Source organism: Streptomyces sp. NPDC058877 (assembly GCF_042742855.1).
Lineage (GTDB): Bacteria > Actinomycetota > Actinomycetes > Streptomycetales > Streptomycetaceae > Streptomyces.
This window is the reverse complement of record NZ_JBHYMF010000149.1, coordinates 1-17,236: the sequence shown is the minus strand read 5'-3', so window position 1 is coordinate 17,236 and position 17,236 is coordinate 1. Positions and strand designations below refer to the sequence as shown.

19 protein-coding genes are annotated in these 17,236 nt (G+C 73.5%); 9 read left to right on the top strand and 10 right to left on the bottom strand.

Going from position 1 to position 17,236, the window contains the following annotated elements; translation table 11 throughout:
- Positions 1–41: 41 nt before the first annotated feature.
- Positions 42–251 (bottom strand): hypothetical protein, encoded by a 210-nt coding sequence (locus tag ACFW2Y_RS27045; protein WP_384884394.1) that lies wholly within the window; start codon positions 249–251, stop codon positions 42–44.
- A gap of 220 nt (positions 252–471) precedes the next feature.
- Between ACFW2Y_RS27045 and ACFW2Y_RS27040 the strand changes: the two genes are divergently transcribed.
- The gene (locus tag ACFW2Y_RS27040) at positions 472–960 is read left to right on the top strand and encodes a MarR family winged helix-turn-helix transcriptional regulator (RefSeq protein ID WP_384884391.1); all 489 of its coding nucleotides are present in this window, start codon (positions 472–474) and stop codon (positions 958–960) included.
- 180 nt (positions 961–1,140) lie between these two features.
- Here the strand turns inward: ACFW2Y_RS27040 and ACFW2Y_RS27035 are convergent, their stop codons facing one another.
- From ACFW2Y_RS27035 to ACFW2Y_RS27015, 5 genes are all read right to left on the bottom strand, one after another.
- Positions 1,141–3,147 (bottom strand): ATP-binding protein, encoded by a 2,007-nt coding sequence (locus tag ACFW2Y_RS27035; RefSeq protein WP_384884388.1) that lies wholly within the window; start codon positions 3,145–3,147, stop codon positions 1,141–1,143.
- A gap of 98 nt (positions 3,148–3,245) precedes the next feature.
- A complete protein-coding gene (locus tag ACFW2Y_RS27030) occupies positions 3,246–3,836 on the bottom strand; it encodes a hypothetical protein (protein ID WP_384884385.1) in 591 nt (196 codons plus the stop codon).
- Complete coding sequence (locus ACFW2Y_RS27025; protein WP_384884383.1) at positions 3,833–4,822, bottom strand: DUF6286 domain-containing protein; 990 nt, start codon at positions 4,820–4,822, stop codon at positions 3,833–3,835. Before ACFW2Y_RS27025 ends, ACFW2Y_RS27030 begins: the two co-directional genes overlap by 4 nt.
- Entirely contained in the window at positions 4,819–5,004 is a 186-nt protein-coding gene (locus ACFW2Y_RS27020) for a hypothetical protein (protein ID WP_384884380.1), read from the bottom strand. Before ACFW2Y_RS27020 ends, ACFW2Y_RS27025 begins: the two co-directional genes overlap by 4 nt.
- Before the next feature lie 97 nt (positions 5,005–5,101).
- The gene (locus tag ACFW2Y_RS27015) at positions 5,102–5,602 is read right to left on the bottom strand and encodes an Asp23/Gls24 family envelope stress response protein (RefSeq protein ID WP_384884377.1); all 501 of its coding nucleotides are present in this window, start codon (positions 5,600–5,602) and stop codon (positions 5,102–5,104) included.
- Positions 5,603–5,870: 268 nt separating this feature from the next.
- Here ACFW2Y_RS27015 and ACFW2Y_RS27010 point away from each other — a divergent pair, with 268 nt between their 5' ends.
- From ACFW2Y_RS27010 to ACFW2Y_RS27000, 3 genes are read left to right on the top strand one after another with little or no spacing between them, the layout of a single operon-like run.
- Positions 5,871–6,494 carry an RNA polymerase sigma factor gene (locus ACFW2Y_RS27010; protein WP_384884397.1) on the top strand — a complete coding sequence of 208 codons (624 nt, stop codon included), beginning with the start codon at positions 5,871–5,873 and terminating at the stop codon, positions 6,492–6,494.
- A complete protein-coding gene (locus ACFW2Y_RS27005; RefSeq protein WP_384884374.1) occupies positions 6,491–7,099 on the top strand; it encodes an Asp23/Gls24 family envelope stress response protein in 609 nt (202 codons plus the stop codon). The genes ACFW2Y_RS27010 and ACFW2Y_RS27005 overlap by 4 nt, the downstream gene beginning before the upstream one ends.
- The gene (locus tag ACFW2Y_RS27000; protein ID WP_384884371.1) at positions 7,099–7,446 is read left to right on the top strand and encodes a hypothetical protein; all 348 of its coding nucleotides are present in this window, start codon (positions 7,099–7,101) and stop codon (positions 7,444–7,446) included. Before ACFW2Y_RS27005 ends, ACFW2Y_RS27000 begins: the two co-directional genes overlap by 1 nt.
- Before the next feature lie 24 nt (positions 7,447–7,470).
- On the opposite strand, the gene ACFW2Y_RS26995 is transcribed toward ACFW2Y_RS27000, so the two are convergent.
- Positions 7,471–8,022 (bottom strand): helix-turn-helix domain-containing protein, encoded by a 552-nt coding sequence (locus ACFW2Y_RS26995; RefSeq protein WP_384884368.1) that lies wholly within the window; start codon positions 8,020–8,022, stop codon positions 7,471–7,473.
- A 262-nt stretch (positions 8,023–8,284) separates the two neighbouring features.
- On the opposite strand from ACFW2Y_RS26995, the gene ACFW2Y_RS26990 reads away from it, so the two are divergent.
- From ACFW2Y_RS26990 to ACFW2Y_RS26980, 3 genes are all read left to right on the top strand, one after another.
- A complete protein-coding gene (locus ACFW2Y_RS26990; protein ID WP_384884365.1) occupies positions 8,285–10,357 on the top strand; it encodes an MMPL family transporter in 2,073 nt (690 codons plus the stop codon).
- Positions 10,358–10,580: 223 nt separating this feature from the next.
- Positions 10,581–10,760, top strand: a complete 180-nt coding sequence (locus ACFW2Y_RS26985) for a DUF6480 family protein (protein WP_384884362.1) — start codon at positions 10,581–10,583, stop codon at positions 10,758–10,760.
- Between the two features lie 232 nt (positions 10,761–10,992).
- Entirely contained in the window at positions 10,993–11,586 is a 594-nt protein-coding gene (locus ACFW2Y_RS26980) for an RNA polymerase sigma factor (protein WP_384884359.1), read from the top strand.
- Here the strand turns inward: ACFW2Y_RS26980 and ACFW2Y_RS26975 are convergent.
- On the bottom strand, positions 11,522–12,961 hold the full coding sequence (locus ACFW2Y_RS26975; protein ID WP_384884356.1) for a glycosyltransferase: 1,440 nt from the start codon (positions 12,959–12,961) through the stop codon (positions 11,522–11,524). The genes ACFW2Y_RS26980 and ACFW2Y_RS26975 overlap by 65 nt on opposite strands.
- Before the next feature lie 131 nt (positions 12,962–13,092).
- Between ACFW2Y_RS26975 and ACFW2Y_RS26970 the strand changes: the two genes are divergently transcribed.
- A complete protein-coding gene (locus tag ACFW2Y_RS26970; protein WP_384884353.1) occupies positions 13,093–15,135 on the top strand; it encodes a glycosyltransferase in 2,043 nt (680 codons plus the stop codon).
- 144 nt (positions 15,136–15,279) lie between these two features.
- Here ACFW2Y_RS26970 and ACFW2Y_RS26965 read toward each other — a convergent pair whose 3' ends face one another.
- Both ACFW2Y_RS26965 and sigK read right to left on the bottom strand, forming a co-directional pair.
- Positions 15,280–16,032: an anti-sigma factor domain-containing protein gene (locus tag ACFW2Y_RS26965; RefSeq protein WP_384884350.1), complete on the bottom strand. Its 753-nt coding sequence runs from the start codon at positions 16,030–16,032 to the stop codon at positions 15,280–15,282.
- On the bottom strand, positions 16,029–16,616 hold the full coding sequence (gene sigK / locus ACFW2Y_RS26960) for an ECF RNA polymerase sigma factor SigK (RefSeq protein ID WP_384884347.1): 588 nt from the start codon (positions 16,614–16,616) through the stop codon (positions 16,029–16,031). The genes ACFW2Y_RS26965 and sigK overlap by 4 nt, the downstream gene beginning before the upstream one ends.
- A 376-nt stretch (positions 16,617–16,992) precedes the next feature.
- On the opposite strand from sigK, the gene ACFW2Y_RS26955 reads away from it, so the two are divergent.
- A partial coding sequence (locus tag ACFW2Y_RS26955; RefSeq protein ID WP_384884345.1) for a hypothetical protein occupies positions 16,993–17,236 on the top strand: 244 nt, incomplete at its 3' end.

Genomic DNA, 17,236 nt, shown 5'->3' with positions numbered 1-17,236 from the left:
GCCACCCCCGAGGAGGAGGTCGCCATCGGGAGGGCGCGGGCCTATGGGAGGGTCCCCTCGGTCGCCTCCGGCGCGGACGTCCGCGAGGCGGGGGAAGCCCGCCACGTCCGGCCCGCACAGCCGGTCGGGAAGGCGGGGAAGAGGTGCCCGGCCAGGTCGATCCGCCAGAGGTGGGTGCCCTCGCAGTCGCATACGTAGGTGCCCGGCGCGGGGGAGTAGCTGCCCGGGTCGAAGACTTCGCTGGGGTTCATCGTGCTCTCCAGTGGGACGGCGGCCCCGAAGGCCGCTGGGTGTCGGATTCTTCGGCCGCGTCACGGCGTGTGGATGCGCATCCGCCGCTTCCCACCCGGACGGCCGCGCCCGTGCTTCCGTCCGGAGTCCGGACCCCGCTCTCGCCCCCCCCTCAGGGCCTCCGGGTCGGGGCCTCCGGGCGATTCCACGATCCCCCTGACTTCCGCATAGGCTGGGCGCGTGGGCGAAGGGCATGCGGAAGAGACCGGTACGGACAGCCGAAGCAGGGTGGAACTGCAGAGGTTCGGGGTCGCCCTGCGCCGGACGATCGGCGAGATGAACCGTCTGGTGCACGGCTTCGCCGCCACCCAGAAGCTCCACCCCACGGACGTGCACGCGCTCTCGTTCGTGCTCGACCACGCCGACACGGCCACGCCGGGACTGGTCAAGGAGCACCTCGGCCTGACCTCGGGCGCGGTCACCGCCTGCCTCGACCGCCTGGAGAAGGCCGGGCACATCCGGCGCAGCAGAGCGGACGGGGACCGTCGGGTGGTGCGCATCCACTACGTCCCGGGTGCCAGGGCGGTGGCACGGGCCTATTTCATGCCACTGGCCCAGGCGGCCGATCGAGCGGGCGACCGCTTCACGGATGACGAACTGGCGGTCGTCCTGCGGTACCTGGACGCCTTGAACGAGGAGCTCGGAGAGTTGCGCGTGCCTCGGCACTGAGCCGTGCGAGCGGGCTCGGCCACGGGCCCGGGGCACCGCGGCGCCGTCCCGACCGGACCTTCCTCGACAGCGGCGACCGGTGGCGCAGGTCCGGCGCGTCGCCGCCGTACGTCCACGGAAACCGCCGTCGCCACTCGCGTGTCCGCTCCCGGGTTCCGTATGTCCGCTCCCGCCCTCCGCTCAATCGGCCAGCATGACCTCCAAGCTCGCGAAGGGGTCTGCGAGCGTGGCCAGGCCGTAGGCGTGGTCGTAGGCCTCGTTTCCGATCTGCTGCCGGGCCGACCGCTCCGCCCCCTCCCGCAGCGGGTGCAACTCGGGCGTGCCCCGCTGGGGATGACCGACCATCTCCCAGAAGAGCTGCCCCGTGCCGTAGGCGACCGCGGCCTCTTCGCCCCTCTCCCGCGCCGCCAGGGAGACCGCCAGGAGGTCGAGGCCCAGACCGAGCCCGAAGGCGTCGCCGATCAGTCGCTTGTCCCGCAGCATGGCCCTGGAGTGGGCGACCGCGTCGGCCGTGCGTTCCTCGTACAGCGCTATCACTGCCAGTTGGTACTCGGTGTAGGCGCGGGTCCAGTGCTCGCCCGCTCTGGTGGAGTCGTGCCGCAGGGCCTCCGCCTCGGCCCGGGCCCCTTCGAGCGAACCGGAGGCGGTCAGTGCGAAGACCTGCACCAGTCGGCACCGTGCCACGGCCGGGGTGACGCCGGTCGCCCCCGCCAGGGCCCTTTCGGCCACGGCGAGCGCGTCCAGGGGGTTCCCGCGCAGCAGCATCACCAGTCCCCGTAGATAGGCGGCGTCCATGAGGAGCGCTGCGTCCGAGGCCCGGACCGCCTCTTCGTCCGCCCTGCCGGCCAATCGTGCCGCGGTGTCGTGCTCGCCCCTGAGGCACCGCACCACGCCGAGCGCCCAGCACAGCTTCGCCATCACGGCCGCGGGCTCGCCGACCAGTTGCATGCACTCTTCCAGATAGTGCGAGGCCTCGTGCAGGTGCCCGGAGCACGCCCAGAAGAACCCGAGGGCCCCGGCCATTTCCGCGGCCTTCTCCGGGGCGGTCGCCAGCAGGTGCTCCAGCGCTGAGCACAGGTCGTGGTGGCAGCCGGCCAGCCTCGCGTACTCCCTCGCCTGTTCCGGCCCCCACCAGGACTCCTCGGCCTTCAGGGCCAGTTCGTGGAAGCGTGCCGCATGGCGGTCGGCGATCGTGCGCGTCTCGCCGAGCTCGGCCAACCAAAGGGCCCCGTACTCGCGCACGGTGTCGAAGACGTGCAGCCGATCGTCGGACAGCGCGACGACGCTCTTGCGGGCCAGCCCGTCGAGGGCCTCCGCCAGGACGGTGTCGGTCAAGGGCCCGCCGCGGCAGACCCGTACCACGTCGTCCACCGTGGCACCCGAGCGGAACACCGACAGACGGGCCCACAGCAGGCGTTCATGGGGCTCGCACAGCTCGTGACTCCATCCGATGGCGGTGCGCAGCACCCGGTGGCGCGCCGGCTGGACCCCGCTTTCCGGTGCTTCGGCCAGGGCCAGCCTGCCGCGCAGGAGCCGGGCCATCGTGCGCACCGGCCGCTCGCGCAACTGTGCGGCGGCGAGCACCAGCGCCAGCGGCACTCCTTCCAGCCAGCGGCACACCTCCGCGGCGGCGACGAAATCCTCGGGCCGGTTCCACCGCACGCCCACGTCGGCGGCGCGTGCGGCGAGCAGCTCCACCGCCTCGGAGTCGATGGGCAGGGGGGCGAGGTGGAGCAGGAACTCGTCGGCCGTTCCCAGCGGTTCCCGGCTGGTGGTCAGCACCACGAGCTCGGGGCACCGGGCGAGGAGGGCTTCCACCAGAGCGGCGCAGTCACCGACCAGGTGCTCACAGGAGTCCAGGACCAGCAGCGTGCGGTGACCGCGGATGCGGGCGACCAGGGCGTCCACCGGATCGCCGGGGGAGTGGTCCGCCAGGCCACAGGCGTCGGCGACCAGCGAGGTGAGCAGGGAGGCATTGGCCAGCGACCACAGCGGAGCCCAGTACACGCTCGCGAACAGCTTCGGCCCCGCCTCCCCGGCCACCTGCGCGGCGAGCCGGGACTTGCCGATGCCGCCCATTCCCACCAGTGTGACGAGCCGCTGCTCGCCCAACCGGGACGCCAGCTCCTCGATGTCCTGTTCCCGCCCGATGAAGGGCCCGTTCTCCGGTGGCATCCAACTCTCCATCCCCGCATTGTCCGGCAGAACCGGGCGGAGCCCGACCAGAGCGGGCGAGAAGGGCCCTCCTCCGGGCGGGCGTTCCCGAAACCGTTGAGCCGTGGCCGTCAGACCCGCCCGCTGCGCAGGGTGGGGCGCCGACGGGTGCGGAGCCGGAACCGGACGTGGACGGAGTGGGGTTCCAGTGCGCGTTCCACGTGCGCGGTGAGGGCGGCGAGCGGGGGGAGCACGTCCGCCGGAGCCGTGCCCGGGTGCAGGGAAACCCGGGCACGGACGAGGATCCGGCGGCGCCGGTCGCTCGCTCGGACCCGACAGTCCGCAACGCCGTCGACGGCCAACACCCGGGCAGCCACCGCCTCGTGGAGGGCGCGGACGCGCAGCCGTGCTTCGGGCGCGCCGAGCGGAAACGAGGCGGAGCGGCGTCGGGACCACAGCCGGCGGGCCCCGACCAGGGCCGGGGCCGCCGCCGTCATCGCACAGCCGACCACCACCGGGGGCCACCAGTTGCGGACCCTGAGCGCCGTGGGGGCGACGGGGTCGAGGAGCGCCCCGAGCGCTCCGCGGGAGGGCCACCCCCCGGGGAGGGGCGGGTGCCAAGGTCCGGTCGCGAGCGCCACGAAGCCGCCGATGAGGAGCAGGCCGAGGCCCGACGCGCCCAGGGCGATCCGACGCACTACGGTCGCGGTGCCTTCCGTCATGCTGCCCCTCCTCGGGACTCGGCCAGTCGGGGAGTGCGTCCTTCGTCCGCCCGCCCGTGGCCAGGCGTCCACAGGGCGTCGGGCCGGACGCGGACGCGCGGCCTCGGCGGGCGGCACAGACAGCAGGAGGCGAGGGCCTGCTCGGCCGCCCGTTCGGCCGCGCGGGACGCGGCCGGCAGATCACCGAAGAGGAGCACGGCCCGGACGGTGAGGTGCCGTCGGCCCACCCGCACCCGGACCCGTGCCACTCCGGGCGCGGCCCCCACCGCCTCCCGCACCAGGGAGGCGATGACCTTCCGGTCGACCGTCGCCGGGAGTTCCGGAGCGGTTGAGGCGGGCCACCTGCCGCGGTGGCCCGGGGTGACCGCCAGGACGATCAGGAGCGTGCCCAGCGCCGCGGTCAGCAGGGCGGCGGCGAATCCGGCGGATGCCGGGCCGTGGCGGGCGACCGCGTGCACCAGCGCGGGGCGCCAAGCGGCGGTCGGACCTTCCCATGGACCGCTCGGCACCGCGTCGTAGACCACCGCCCCCGAAGCCAGGGCGATCGACCAGGCGAGCATCGAGGCCGGAACGCGGCGGGGGGACCAGGAGCGGCGCGGCTTCCGGACGGCGGACCGCCGCTGCCGTTCCGCGGGTTTTCCCTCCTCCGGCACGGTTGCTTGGGCGGGCACCGACGGCGCGGGGCCGGACAGGCGCAGCCCGGTCACGTCCACCCGAAGGCGGGTCAGCCGCAGCCCGGTGAGCCGTTCGGTCCGGGCCGAGGCATGGTCCCGGACCGCACGGACGGCACGGGCCGCCGAGCCGGTCCCGTTGATGCGGAGGGCGACGCCGACGGCCGTACGCGCCCGCCGTCCCTGCACGCGTGCCGAGGCGCGGGTCACCCGGCCGCCCGGCGGCAGGGCTTCCCCGACGGCACGCCCCAGGATTTTGCGGACGGCCCTGTCCGCGATCCCGAGGCCGCCGGGAGGCGTGACGGCGTCGTTCATCGGCGCCCGCGCCCGACCGTCTCGTACAACTCCTCGATCCGGCCGCCGCCGTCGAGCCAGTGACCGACCGCCCATCCCGTCGCTCCCAGGGCGGCCACGAGGAGGAAGGCCCCGAAGCCCCCGAAGTAGCCCGCGAAGGCCAGCGCTGCCCCACCCGTCATGCCCGTGAACGATGCCGTCATCCGTCTTCCTTTCCCCGAGGTCGCCGCTACCGGTGGCAGGGCGCACTGAACGAGCGGTCCGGCGCGTGCCGTCGGAGGCGCGCCCACCGCACGGGCACTACTCCACGCGGCCGTCGGCCGGGGCCTCCCGGTCGTCGTCCGGCAGGTGCACGTCGTTGACGGCGACGTTGACCTCGACCACCTCCAAGCCCGTGATGCGCTCCACGGCCTCGACCACGTTCTCCCTGACGTCCGCGGCGACCTCGGTGATCGGCACGCCGTACTCGACGACCAGGTCGAGGTCGATGGCGGCCTGGCGTTCACCGACCTCGACCTTCACCCCGCGACCGACGTTGGGGCGGCCCCCGGGCACGCGGTCGCGCACCACGCCGATGGTGCGGGAGATCCCGCCGCCCATGTCGTGCACGCCGTGGATCTCGCGTGCGGCCATTCCGGCGACCTTGACGACGACCACCTCGGCGATGGAGGTCTTCCCCCGTTCGGGAACCGGTCGGACCGCCACGTCGTGGACGGCCGTGGTGGTGGGGGGCGCCGGCGGCGAGGGTTCGCCCTGGGGGGCCGGCACCTGCTTGGCGGCGGAGGTGGTGTGCGTGGTCATGACGTCGCTCCTCAGGGGCGTCGGTGAGCTGCTCTCGCCGTTACGGACCCCTTCGCCGCGCCGCTGTGACGCCCGGTGCGGAAAAACGTCCGGCACTTCCCGGGAAGCCGGCGACGGTCGGGCCGCCGGGGGCGACCGACCCCGGTATTCGTACATGTGTCGGTCGGGTGATGCGGGCATCCGGGGGTGCGGTCGGCTCCGAACCCTGCACAACGACTCCTCTGCGCAGGTGTCCCACGAGGAGTGGACCAAGGAGAGGAGCCGCCCGGTGGTGGGCGCCAGCACCGACAACGCATCACCAGACACCCTCGACCGCCGGCCGTCGCCTCCCGCGCAGGACGGGGTCCTCGACCGGAGCGACGACGTCCTCCTCGTCGCCCGCTCCGCCGAGGGCGACGAGGAGGCCTTCTCCCGGCTCGTCCAACGGCACGCACCGGCGTCGATCCGCCTCGCCACCCGTCTCCTCGGCACGCGCACCGAGGCGGAGGACGCCGTCCAGGAGGCCTTCCTCAGTGCCTGGCGGAGGCTGCCCCAGTTCCAGGGCCGCTCCTCCTTCGCCACCTGGATGTACCGGATCGTCACCAACCGCTGCCTGAACGTGCTGCGTCGGAGCGGTACGACCACGTCCCTGGAGGCGGCCGGTGACGTCCAGGCGCCCGAGCACACCGTCTCCCCGCCCCGCATCGCCGAAGGACGCGACGCGGTCCGTGAGCTCAGGGAGGCGCTCGACCTGCTCTCTCCCGAACAGCGGACCTGCTGGGTGCTGCGCGAACTGGACGAATGCTCCTACGAGTTCATCGCGGAGACGGTCGGGATCAGCCAGGAGGCGGTACGGGCCCGCGTGTTCCGTGCGCGGCGCTCTCTGACACGAGTGATGGGGGAGTGGCGATGACCACGCACACCACGCCGCCCGACCACGAGGACGGTTTCGGCGAGGAGGGGGAGCGGCTGCCCTGCGGGCGGCGGCTCGTCGACGTCTGGGCGTCCGCGGAGCGGCGCGAGCACGATTCCCACCAGGCGCCCTGCCCGTCCTGTCGACGGGCGGTCGACGACCTCGAACGGCTTGAGTCCGCCGTGCGCGGACTCCGCGACGACACCGACCGCGCCGTCGGGGACACCGCGTCGCTGACCCGGCGGGTCATGGACGTGGTCCGTTTGGAACTGCGCCCCGGCCGGCCGCTTCCGCTGGGGCGGGCCGCCGAGGACCTGTGGGTCATGGAAGCGGTGGCCGCGCGGACGCTGCGTGCGGCGGCCGAGGGCGTACCCGGCGTCCGGGCGGGGTCGTGCCGCTTCCACGCCGGAGCGGCGGGCGCCCCGCCGGTGGTGCGGCTGGAGGTCCACGCACCGGCCCACCAGCACCTTCCCACCGTCGCCGAGAGCATCCGGCACGCCGTGCAGGGGGCGGCCGACCGCGCCCTGGGCATGTCCCTCGGGGGCGTCGACATCGTCATCGCCGACATCGTGGGCGGTCCCACCGAAGCCGAAGGAAGGTCCTGATGGCCTCGCACACCGCTCGCACCGCACTCGCCGAAGAGATCGCCCGCGTCGTCCGGGAGGTTCCGGGCGTGGCGTTCCTCCGGCCCCGGCTCACCGGCCTGCTGAAGCCCGCGGTCGTCCCCGGACCGGTTGGAAGCGGTTCGGCGACGACCGCGGGCGTGCGCTTGCGGGAGGACGAGGCCGCCGGCACCTGGCACGTCGAGGTGCGCCTGGTGGCGCTCGGCGGAGACCGCGTCCTGGACGTGGCGAGGGCCGCGCGCCGGGCGGTCGAGGAGCGCCTCGGCGCCCTTCTGCCCGGTGGTGCGGCCCGGGCGCACGTCACCGTCACGGTGACCGGACGCGTCTGACCCGTCGGTCGGCCGGGGCACTCCTCAGAGGTGTGGCGGTGGACAGGTCAGGACCAGGTGCAGCGCGGCTGCCCACACGCCGGCCGAAGCCGCCGCCAGGTGCCATCTGCGCCACCGCACCGGAGAGACGGGGTCCCGCGGCGGGCTCACCGAGAGCACCGTGACGGCGGAGGCGGGTTTCGGGGGCGTCGGCGCGGGGACGGGCGGGGCCTGGTAGCCGGGTCCCCGGGGGGAGCGGGGGCGGAGGACGGTCGTGACGTCGTGGGAGGGGTTGCGTCGGGTCGCCGCTTCCGGCCGCGGGGCCGGGGGGCGTGCGGCCCGGGCGCTCGCGGCCTGCGCCAGCCCCCGTAGGAACGCGGAGTAGGCCTCCCGCCTCCGTCCGTTGGGCGAGGTGCGGCCCGATTCCCAGGAGCGCACGGTCGCGACCGTCACGCCGAAGGCCTCGGCGACCTGCGCTTCGGACAGGTTCCAGGTGCGGCGCAGCCTGCGCCGTTCCTCGCAGCCCGGCAGGGGGGTTGCGCCGGCCCGCCGGCGTCGGGGCAGGGGCGGGGATTCGGGATGCACATCGATCGTCATGACCGTATGACGGTCGTTTTCAGTTGATGTGATGAAGATTCTGCAGATTCACCCGCATGTCCCATCGGAGTGGAAGGCGGACCCTCGGGTCCGTCATGGTCGTCGCCTGCATCCGAGTCGCACCCGCCTTCGGAAGGGGCGGTGAGGGTGGGGGTGGAGGGGTGCCTCCGGGGGCCTGCGGAGCCGGGGCGCCAGGAGGACATGGTTCAATCTATTTCGATCCTTGAGATTGTTTATCGTCGAGATACTTTCTGGAGTCCCCATGGCCACCCCTCTGCGCTGGGCGAGCAGACTGCTGCCGCTCCTGATGCTCGTCGTCTGGCTCGCCATCGGGGGTGGGCTCGGCCCCTACGCCGGCAAGCTCGGCGAAGTGGCGACCAACGACCAGGCCGCCTTCCTGCCCCGTAGCGCGGAGTCGACCCAGGTGCTGCAGGCCCAGGAGGCGTTCCGCCAGGAGGAGACCCTTCCGGCCCTGGTCATCTGGACCGCCGAGGGCGGCGGACGCATCGACCCGGCGGCACAGGCGGCGGCGACCCGGGCCCTGGCCTCGCTGACGGGAACCGAAGGAGTGGTCGGCGCCCCCTCCCCGGCGTTCCCGTCCGAGGACGGCGAAGCCCTGCGGGGAATCGTCCAGCTCCGCCCCGACCTCGGCGGCGAGCTGCCCACGACCCTGGAGAAGGTGGACGCGGCCGTCTCCGCCGTGCCGGGAACCGAGACGTGGCTCGCCGGCCCCGCCGCCACACAGGCAGACCTCGGCGACGCGTTCGCCGGGATCGACGGACTCCTCCTCGTCGTCGCCCTGGTGACCGTCCTGGTGATCCTGCTCCTGGTGTACCGCAGCGTCCTGCTGCCGTTCCTGATCATCCTCGGCGCGGTGTTCGCGCTCGGGTTGGCCTGCGCCATCGTCTACGTCCTGGCCGACCACGACGTCGTGCGGGTCGACGGCCAGGTCCAGGGCATCCTGTCCATCCTCGTCATCGGCGCCGCCACGGACTACGCCCTGCTCCTCGCGGCCCGCTACCGGGAAGAGCTCGGCGCGCGCGACGGGGACCGGGTTCCGGCGATGAGGGCCGCCCTCAAGCAGTCCTTCGGGCCGATCGTGGCCAGTGCCGCCACCGTCGCGCTCGGACTGCTCGCCCTGCTGCTCAGCGACCTCACCAACAACCGGGCCCTCGGACCGGTCGGCGCCATCGGCATCGCCTGCTCCGTCCTGAGCGCCCTGACCTTCCTCCCCGCGGCCCTGGTACTGCTGGGCCGGGCCGCCTACTGGCCGGCGCGACCCAAGCCGGTGACGGGAGACGACGCACACCCGATCTGGCGCAAGGTCGCGGCACTCGTCGACCGCGCCCCGCGCAAGGTCTGGGCCGGTGCGCTCGCCGCCCTGCTCGCCTGCGCCGCCTTCTCCTTCACCCTCGATTCCAAGGGCGTCCCGCTCGACGAGATCTTCGTCAAGGACGCCCCTTCCGTCGCGGCCCAGGAGCGTCTGAGCGAGCACTTCCCGGGCGGTGCCGGCAACCCCGCGGTCGTCATCGCCGACGCCGACGCCGCCGAAGAGGTGCGCACGGCGGCCGAGGGGGTCGACGGAGTCGCCTCCGCCACCGTCTTCGCCCTGCCCGGCACCTCGCAGCCGCTGGTCGCGGACGGGCGCGTACGGATCGACGTCACCCTCGCGGACGCCGCGGACTCCGATGCGGCCAAGGACACCGTCGCCGCACTGCGCACCACCGTTCACGAAGTACCGGGTGCCGACGCCCTCGTGGGCGGCTACACCGCCCAGCAGTACGACACCCGGCTCACTGCGGAACGCGACCGGCAGGTCATCGTCCCGGTCGTCCTCGTGATCATCCTCGTGATCCTGGTCGGCCTGCTGCGCTCGCTGATGCTGCCCGTGCTCCTGGTGGTCACGGTCGCACTCAACTTCGCGGCCACGCTGGGCGTCTCCGCCCTCGTGTTCGAGCACGTCTTCGGATTCACCGGCACCGACTCGGCCGTCCCCCTGTACGGATTCGTCTTCCTGGTCGCGCTCGGGGTCGACTACAACATCTTCCTGATGTCCCGGGTGCGCGAGGAGACGGAGCTCCACGGCACGCGCGAGGGCGTGCGCCGGGGGTTGGTCGCCACGGGAGGGGTGATCACCTCGGCCGGTGTCGTGCTCGCCGCCACCTTCGCCGCACTGGGGGTCATTCCGCTGGCGTTCCTGGTCCAGATCGCCTTCATCGTCGCCTTCGGCGTCCTGCTCGACACCCTCGTGGTCCGCTCGCTCCTGGTGCCGGCCCTCGTCCGGGACATCGGACCCGGGGTTTGGTGGCCGAGTTCGCTCCGCCACCGCCCCTGAACCCCCACCGATCGCTGCGGCCGGTCCTTCGACCCCCGCTCCGGAGCCCCTCGGCCCCCGTATCCCGGGAGGCCAAGGGGCTCCGCCCCGTCACGGGCGCGGTCACGCGCCCCGGAGAGCGGGCACTTCGATGCACGAACGACGCGTGTGGCGGGGGCGGGGCGGCCGGGAGACGGTGAAGACCCGGCGGCGCCACGCCGCTCCGCTCTCTTGAGGAGGGGCCATGTCCGAGCAGCTCGTACCCCCTGGGGAGACCCCGCCCGCCGAAGGCTCCACCTCCTCGGCCCACCAAGAGCGTGCCGATGGCGGCATCTGGGAGCACCCGATGTTCTGGGTGTCCCTCATCGTCCTGGGAGCCGTGCTCGTGGGACTCTTCTTCGCCTTCCGGATCTTCGGCTTCTGACCCGGGGGCCGAGAACGGGAGGCACGCCCTTCCGGAGGCCCGGGCGGAGACGGGCGGCTCCCGTCGAAGCGACGACCGCCACCAACGGTCCGGACCGGGTGGCGCCCGGCGGTCTCCCGTGATCCGCTGGTCCCGCGGGCATCCCTTCGCTGCGGCCCCGTCCCGAGGGACCCCCTACGGCCGCCGGCATCGCGACCCCTTCCCTGTCCCCGGACTCCTCCGGAACCGGCCGATGCCCGAAGCCCCCTCCCCGCCCGTGTGCGCGCACTGTCGCACCCATCCCACCGACGTCCCGCACGGCGACACCGTGCGGGACGCCTTCGACACCATCTACGGCGACTGGTACCCGGAGGTGCTCCGCTGGGCCAGGCGCCGTTGCCTCGACCTCCAGGACGCCGAGGACGTCGTCCAGCAGGTCTTCGCCGACGTCTGGTTGCACTCCGGACGCTACTGTCCCCGTCGTGGAGGGCTCGGACCCTGGCTCCACGGCATCACCGCCCACAAGGCGGCGGACGCGTCCGCCGCCTTCGTACGGAGGCAGGAAGGCTTCCGTCGCCTGCTCCACGGACCGGCCGCGGAGGATCCGGACACCGGTGCCGGAGCGGTGGAGCGGATCGACTTGGCGTCCCTCGTCGCCGGCCTCCCCGACCGGCGGCGCGAGGTCCTCTTCCTCGCCTACTACCTCGATCTCACCCAGCCCCAGATCGCCCGGCTCCTCGACCTCCCGCTCGGCACGGTCAAGAGCCACACCAGGCGGGCGCTCAGGACGCTCGCCCGTCTCGTCGCCGAGCAGGCCCGACCGGCTCCCGCCGACCGGGCCGGGTGACCACCGGCGGCGACGCCGCCATCTTCCGCACGAGCATCCGGGCCATCCAATCGGGGCCGCGCCTCCGCACCGCCCGGGACCACCGCGGCAGGCCGGCGGGGGGCTCGGCGAGCAACTGCCGCAGCGCCGTCCCGGCCGTCCGCGGCCCCAGCCGGGAGGGATCGAGGCAGACGGCCAGTCCGGCCCGCTCGGCATCGTGCGCGATCGAGAACTGATCGCTGGAGAAGGGCAGGACGAGCGCCGGGGTCGCCGACGCCAGGCACTCGGTGAAGGAGTTGTTCCCACCGTGGTGGACCATGGCGTCGACCCTTCCCAAGAGCCAGCGCTGCGGAACGACGTCCGCGACGTGCACCCTCGGCCCCGACCAGTGGGCCAGCGCCGGTGCACGATCGCCCGCGGCGACCACCACGGCCGTGTCCGGCACCTGCGAGAGCAGGCCTCGGACCAGCACCTCCAGTACGTCGTCGCGGGCTGAGAGGAAGGTGCCCAGGGCGATCAGCACCAACCGGCCGCAAGACCCCCGCAGTCGGTCCACCACCGCTTCCCAGGCCGGCCCGGGGCCGGTTTCCCGGGCGGGGGAGCAGTGCCCCCCGTAGAAGAAGCCGGTGTCGCACGCGGGGCGTTCCGGAAGCCAGGGGAAGCGCGGGTAGTTGAACACCACCGCCTGCCGTGAGGTCAGGGCGAAGGCCCGCCCCGGTGCCCGAGCCGCGGGAGCGTGCGCACGTGCCACCGTCGTGAACTGCTCGGTGAACGCGGTGTCGTTGGCCCGCGCCGCGCGTCGCAGCTCGATCAACTCCTCCTCCGCGGGCCGAATGGCCCGGGGCCACGCATAGGGAACCCCGAAGAGCGCATCGGGCGCATGGGGCACGTACGTCGGGTGCCCCGGACAGAACGTGGCGTAGCGGAGCCCGAGGCAGTGCAGGGCGAGCGTGACCGGGTAGCTCAGCTGGTCCACGACGTACCAGTCGGGCGCGAGACGGGCGTGCAGGGCCCGCACATCGGTCAGGACTCGCTCCGGTTCCGACAGGAGGTCCTCGGCGCGGTGGCGGGACTGCGTGAGCAGGGTCGCCACCGCGCCGTGCCGGGTGGAGCCGAGGAACTCGGCCAGGCGCTCCGCCTCCCGGGCGCCCTGCGCGGTCCTCCGGGCGACGCCCGTGTTGGCGTTCTTGGTCACCGTCAGCGGGACGAAGCCCGCTCCGGCCGCTTCCGCGAGCGGGGCGAAGGCCGGCGCGCTGGCGAGGTGCACCTCGCAGCCCGCCCGGGCGAGCGCCCCCGCCAGTACGGACAGGGGTTGGGCATGGGAGAGGAACGGCGGACTGACGACCACGACACGCGGTGCCCGGTCGCTGCGGGAACCATGACGCGAGAACTCCATGCAGGCCTCTTCGTCCCGCGGTGCCCCGCGGATGCACCCGGCGGCGGCCGTCCCCGGAGGCCGCCCGTGTGCATCCGTGCCCCGGACCGTCGACGAAGGACTGGCTGTCGACCGTCGTCGAGGAGTTTCCGATGCACCGTTCCCATCCGGCCGTGGCCACGGCCGAGCGCACCCGTCGAGACCGGGAGGCGGAGCCGTCCGACCCCTTCGTGGCGGCCAGGGCCGCGTACTGGAAGCGCGCCCCCCACGGTTCGTCCCGCTGGCGCACGGCCTCACCGAACCTGCTGGCCGAACTGGTCCAGGCCGAATACCGTCCGGACCACGGCGCGGCCGGCCGTCCCGAGGCCGCGTCCTCCTGGGACCTGGCCCTGGCCCGGCTGAGGCACCGGCTGCGGACCGGAGAGGTCCCGACGCCGCCGGAGTGCGTCCGGCTCCTCTCCGGCGACGACCGCACGAGGGCGGCCGTGTTCGAGGCGTGGCCGGCCGTGGTCCGGCACCACGGTCGCTTCAGGGCCGTGGCCGCCGTGCGGCACGGCCTGCACACGAGCCGGAACTCCGATGTCCTTCCCCTGCTGCTCGACCTGTCCGAAGCCGAGCGCCTGCGCCCCCTGCCCCCGGACGAGCTCGTGCGGCTCTCGCACGGGAAGGACCGACGGGTGCGGCACGCGGCCTGGCGCCTGCTGTCCGTCCACGGAGGCAATCCGCCCCCGTCCGCCGGCGCACGGGGTGCGCCGGACGCGTACGAGCGGGTGCTGCGGAGCGCCCTGGAGGGTGCCCCCCTGAGCTCCCCGGAACCCCTTGGGCTCCGGACGGGGACGCTCGTCGCCCAGTCCATGTTGTTGGGGCACCTCGACCGCCCGGGCGAGGGACTCAGCGGTGGTCTCAGCGTGCTGCTGGGCTCCCTCGGAGACGCCCTCGCCCGAACCGAGCGCATCGCGGGCGTTGTCACGGTGGTGACGGCCTGTCGCCCGGAGCTGGAGGCCGACCCCTTCCTCCTGCACCGGCGCGGGCCCGGACACTGGGTCCTCAGGCTTCCCGTCGACAGCCCCCGCCAGGTGCGCCCCGAGGAAATGGGGCGGTACCGCGAGGAGACGGCCTGGTGGGCCACCAGGCTCTTCGGGGCGTTGGGCAGGCCGGTCGACGTGCTCCACGTCCGCTACGCGGACGACGGTTCGCTCGCCCTGGCCGAAGCGGCACGGAGGACGGGGGTCGGCCTGGTCTTCACCGCCACCCCGGATCCGCACCGGCAGGTGGCCGAGCGGCACGACGTGCCCGATGCGGATCCGGGCGCCCTCCGGCACGATCTGCACCGGGTGTTCCTCGCGGACCGGTTGGTCGAGCGGGCCGATCGCGTCGTGGGCATCGCCGGACGGGGCACGGCGGCGTTCGAACTGCTCCGCCACTTCCCGCAGTTGGCGAACGAGGAGGGCGGCGGCGCCCCCAGCGCCCCGCCCGAGGGAATCCCGCCCTACCGGCCGCCCGCTGACGGGGGCCGTCGGAGCGAACTGCTCCTCCGCGCCATCGATCGGGCGGCGGCCACGGAGGGGCCCCGCGCACCGGCGGTGCTGCTCAGCGTCGGTCGCCTGCACCCCGTCAAACAGCAGGACGTCCTGGTCCGTGCCTGGATCGATGCGGGGTGTCACCGGGACTCGGTCCTGGTGCTCGTCGGGGGCAGCCCGCTCGCCCAGGACCCCGTGGAGCGGGTGATGCGCGAACGCATCGACCGGGCCGTCGCTCGCTGTCCGGAAGCGCGCGGGCGGCTGGTCCTCCTGCCCGCCCTCTCCAACGCGGACGTGCGCCTGCTCGAACGCTCCCTCGCCGCTCCGGGGAGCCGGTTCCGCACCCGGTACGTGTGCCCCAGCGCGAAGGAGGAGTTCGGGCTCGCGGTCCTCGAAGCGATGGAGGCGGGGCTGCTCGTGGCGGGCCCCGTCCGCGGTGGGGTCCCGCACTACCTCGTGGACGGCGTCAACGGCCTGTTGCTCGACACGTCCGGCGCGCGTGCACTCGGCGGAGGACTCCGCCGCCTGCTCCGGGTCGCTGACGAAGAGGCGACCGCCATGGCCTCCCGCGCGCAGGGCCTCGTGCGCTCCCGGTACTCGTCGACCGCCATGGCCCGGACGCTGGCCGGTCACTACGCGGACGTGGCGCGGGAGCGGAGCGGAACGGCTGCCTGAAGGCTCCCGTCCGGCTCCCCGCCCCCGTCTCGCCTCCCCCTGTGGCGCGGGGAGGCGGGCCGGGCGGCCCTGGCGCGAGCGCCGCCCGGCCCACGCCCCCCGCGGTGGTCGTGGCGGAGCCGTGGTCCGGACCGGCCCCGGGCGTCAGGAGGGAAGGGCCAGCAGGAGCAGGGGCTGGGTGGTGGGTCGAGCGGATCCGCCGGTCGGTTCGACGGTGAGACCGACCGCGGTGGCTCCGGTGACGTCGCCGTCGATGACCACGGTGCCGTCCTCGTCGATGAACCCCGCGGGCTCCATCGTCCCCTTCTGGTCGAGCCACAACTGGTAGGTGTGGCCGTGCGGAGGGGCGGGCAGTCCGGTGGCGGAGAAGATCGCTTGGTTCTGACGGTCCGAGGAGACGACGGTGGTCAGTGCGCCGTTGGTGGTCCGTCCGTGCGTGGCCCGGGCGTCGGGGGCGGCCAGTACGGAGCTGACGGCTTCGAGCTGCTCTTCCGCCTGTTGGGCCTGCTGTCGGGCCTCGTCGTTCTCCCGGTGCTGTCCGACGGCGAGACCGGCGAAGACGGCCGCTGCGGCGATGCAGGCGGCGAGGGCGAGCGGGAGCGCCCTGCGCCTCAGCCGGTGGGCGAAGCCCGCGGTCGCACTGCTCGTGGCGGTGCGCGGCGGCAGCTGGCGCACGTCGTCGATGGCGGCCATGGTCCGCTGCTTGAGCCCGGCCGGCGGGTTCTGCGCCGCGGCGGACGCCAGGCGCGTCGCCGTCGCCTCGAACTCGGCCACTTCCCTGCGGCAGTCCGCACAGTGCGGGAGGTGGCCCGCGAACTCTTCCCGCTCTGCGGGTTCGAGGGCGTGGAGCGCGTAGGCGGCTGCGAGGGTGTGCGGGTCGAAGTGGTGTTGTTTCACGTGGTCACCCCCATGCAGTCGCGGAGGCGGATCAGTCCGTCGCGCATGCGTGTCTTGATGGTGGGAAGCGGGGTCTGCAGGGTTTGGGAGACTTCACGGTAGGTGAGTCCGCGGTAGTAGGCCAGGGTCACGGCCTGGCGTTGGAGTTCGGTCAGCCCGCGGAGGCAGCGGCGTACCTGTTCGCTCTCCAGGCGGGTTTCCACTTGCTCGGAGACCTCGTCGAAGGCGGTGGTGTGCTCGCGTGCCGCTCGGGCGTGTTCGCGGTCCGTGGCGGCTTGGGCGGAGCGGACGCGGTCCACGGCCCGTCGGTGGGCGATGGTCGCCGCCCAGGTGGTGACGCTGCCGGCGTCGGCTTGGTAGCGGCCGGCCTGGCGCCATAGGTCGATCATGACTTCTTGGGTGACCTCCTCGGACTGGGAGCGGTCGCGCACGACTTTGAGGACGATGCCGAAGACCAGCGGAGCGAGGGCGTCGTAGAGGGTGGAGAAGGCCTGTTTGTCGCCTTGGGCGACCTTCTGCATCACCTCGGCGAGATCGCTCCGTGCGGTCCTGCCCGGGGCGCCGAAGGGAAGGGGTTGGGTCACGGGGCGGGCTCCGGCCGTGGGGAGCGAACGAAGCCGTCCGGTGGGGCCGTCCGGGGGCGGGGTGTCCATCGCATGCTGGTCCTTCTGCGGGAGAGCGGTCCTCAGACCGCCGGAGGACGGTCGGAGGTGCTGCCGGGTGCTGCTGTCTGAATGGTCTTCGTAGCGGAAGGGTGTGCGGATGGCCGCCGATCCGTCATCCAGCCACCTTTTTGTTAGCCCTTTCGAGTGAGTCGGGTGGTGCTCCGCTCCCCGGGGCGGACCGTCCCTTCCCCGGGCGTACGCTCCACCGGCTCCTCGCCGTTCACGTACGGGAGGACGGCAGGAGGCCGCACCCGGTGCGAAGCGCGTGACGGGCCGCACGAGCAGGGAGGACGCGGTGGACGCGCCCCCGCCCGAGGGGCGGGCCAACACTCTTTCGGGTGACAAACCCATCCGCCGGACGGTCGTCGCCGAATCAACAGGCGTGAGCAGCTTCCACGAGGACACCGGACACACCTCCCGCAGTGCACGGGCCGGCTTCGCCGTTGGCCCTTCTCCGCTGCCGGTGGTCGAGCCGACGGCTGCTCATCCGCGACCCGTCGCCCGGCCGGTGGCCGCCGGCGGCGTCCCGGGGCGAGCCG

What these genes read in the sequence shown, in the direction of transcription:
- ACFW2Y_RS26980 (WP_384884359.1), top strand. Translation starts at nt 10,993, where the DNA reads ATGCCCGAAGCCCCCTCCCCGCCCGTGTGCGCGCACTGTCGCACCCAT.
- ACFW2Y_RS26975 (WP_384884356.1), bottom strand. Translation starts at nt 12,961, where the DNA reads ATGGAGTTCTCGCGTCATGGTTCCCGCAGCGACCGGGCACCGCGTGTC.
- ACFW2Y_RS27025 (WP_384884383.1), bottom strand. Translation starts at nt 4,822, where the DNA reads ATGAACGACGCCGTCACGCCTCCCGGCGGCCTCGGGATCGCGGACAGG.
- ACFW2Y_RS27015 (WP_384884377.1), bottom strand. Translation starts at nt 5,602, where the DNA reads ATGACCACGCACACCACCTCCGCCGCCAAGCAGGTGCCGGCCCCCCAG.
- ACFW2Y_RS27005 (WP_384884374.1), top strand. Translation starts at nt 6,491, where the DNA reads ATGACCACGCACACCACGCCGCCCGACCACGAGGACGGTTTCGGCGAG.
- ACFW2Y_RS27030 (WP_384884385.1), bottom strand. Translation starts at nt 3,836, where the DNA reads ATGACGGAAGGCACCGCGACCGTAGTGCGTCGGATCGCCCTGGGCGCG.
- ACFW2Y_RS27035 (WP_384884388.1), bottom strand. Translation starts at nt 3,147, where the DNA reads ATGGAGAGTTGGATGCCACCGGAGAACGGGCCCTTCATCGGGCGGGAA.
- ACFW2Y_RS27020 (WP_384884380.1), bottom strand. Translation starts at nt 5,004, where the DNA reads ATGACGGCATCGTTCACGGGCATGACGGGTGGGGCAGCGCTGGCCTTC.
- ACFW2Y_RS26970 (WP_384884353.1), top strand. Translation starts at nt 13,093, where the DNA reads ATGCACCGTTCCCATCCGGCCGTGGCCACGGCCGAGCGCACCCGTCGA.
- ACFW2Y_RS26985 (WP_384884362.1), top strand. Translation starts at nt 10,581, where the DNA reads ATGTCCGAGCAGCTCGTACCCCCTGGGGAGACCCCGCCCGCCGAAGGC.
- ACFW2Y_RS27045 (WP_384884394.1), bottom strand. Translation starts at nt 251, where the DNA reads ATGAACCCCAGCGAAGTCTTCGACCCGGGCAGCTACTCCCCCGCGCCG.
- ACFW2Y_RS26990 (WP_384884365.1), top strand. Translation starts at nt 8,285, where the DNA reads ATGGCCACCCCTCTGCGCTGGGCGAGCAGACTGCTGCCGCTCCTGATG.
- ACFW2Y_RS27000 (WP_384884371.1), top strand. Translation starts at nt 7,099, where the DNA reads ATGGCCTCGCACACCGCTCGCACCGCACTCGCCGAAGAGATCGCCCGC.
- ACFW2Y_RS26995 (WP_384884368.1), bottom strand. Translation starts at nt 8,022, where the DNA reads ATGACGATCGATGTGCATCCCGAATCCCCGCCCCTGCCCCGACGCCGG.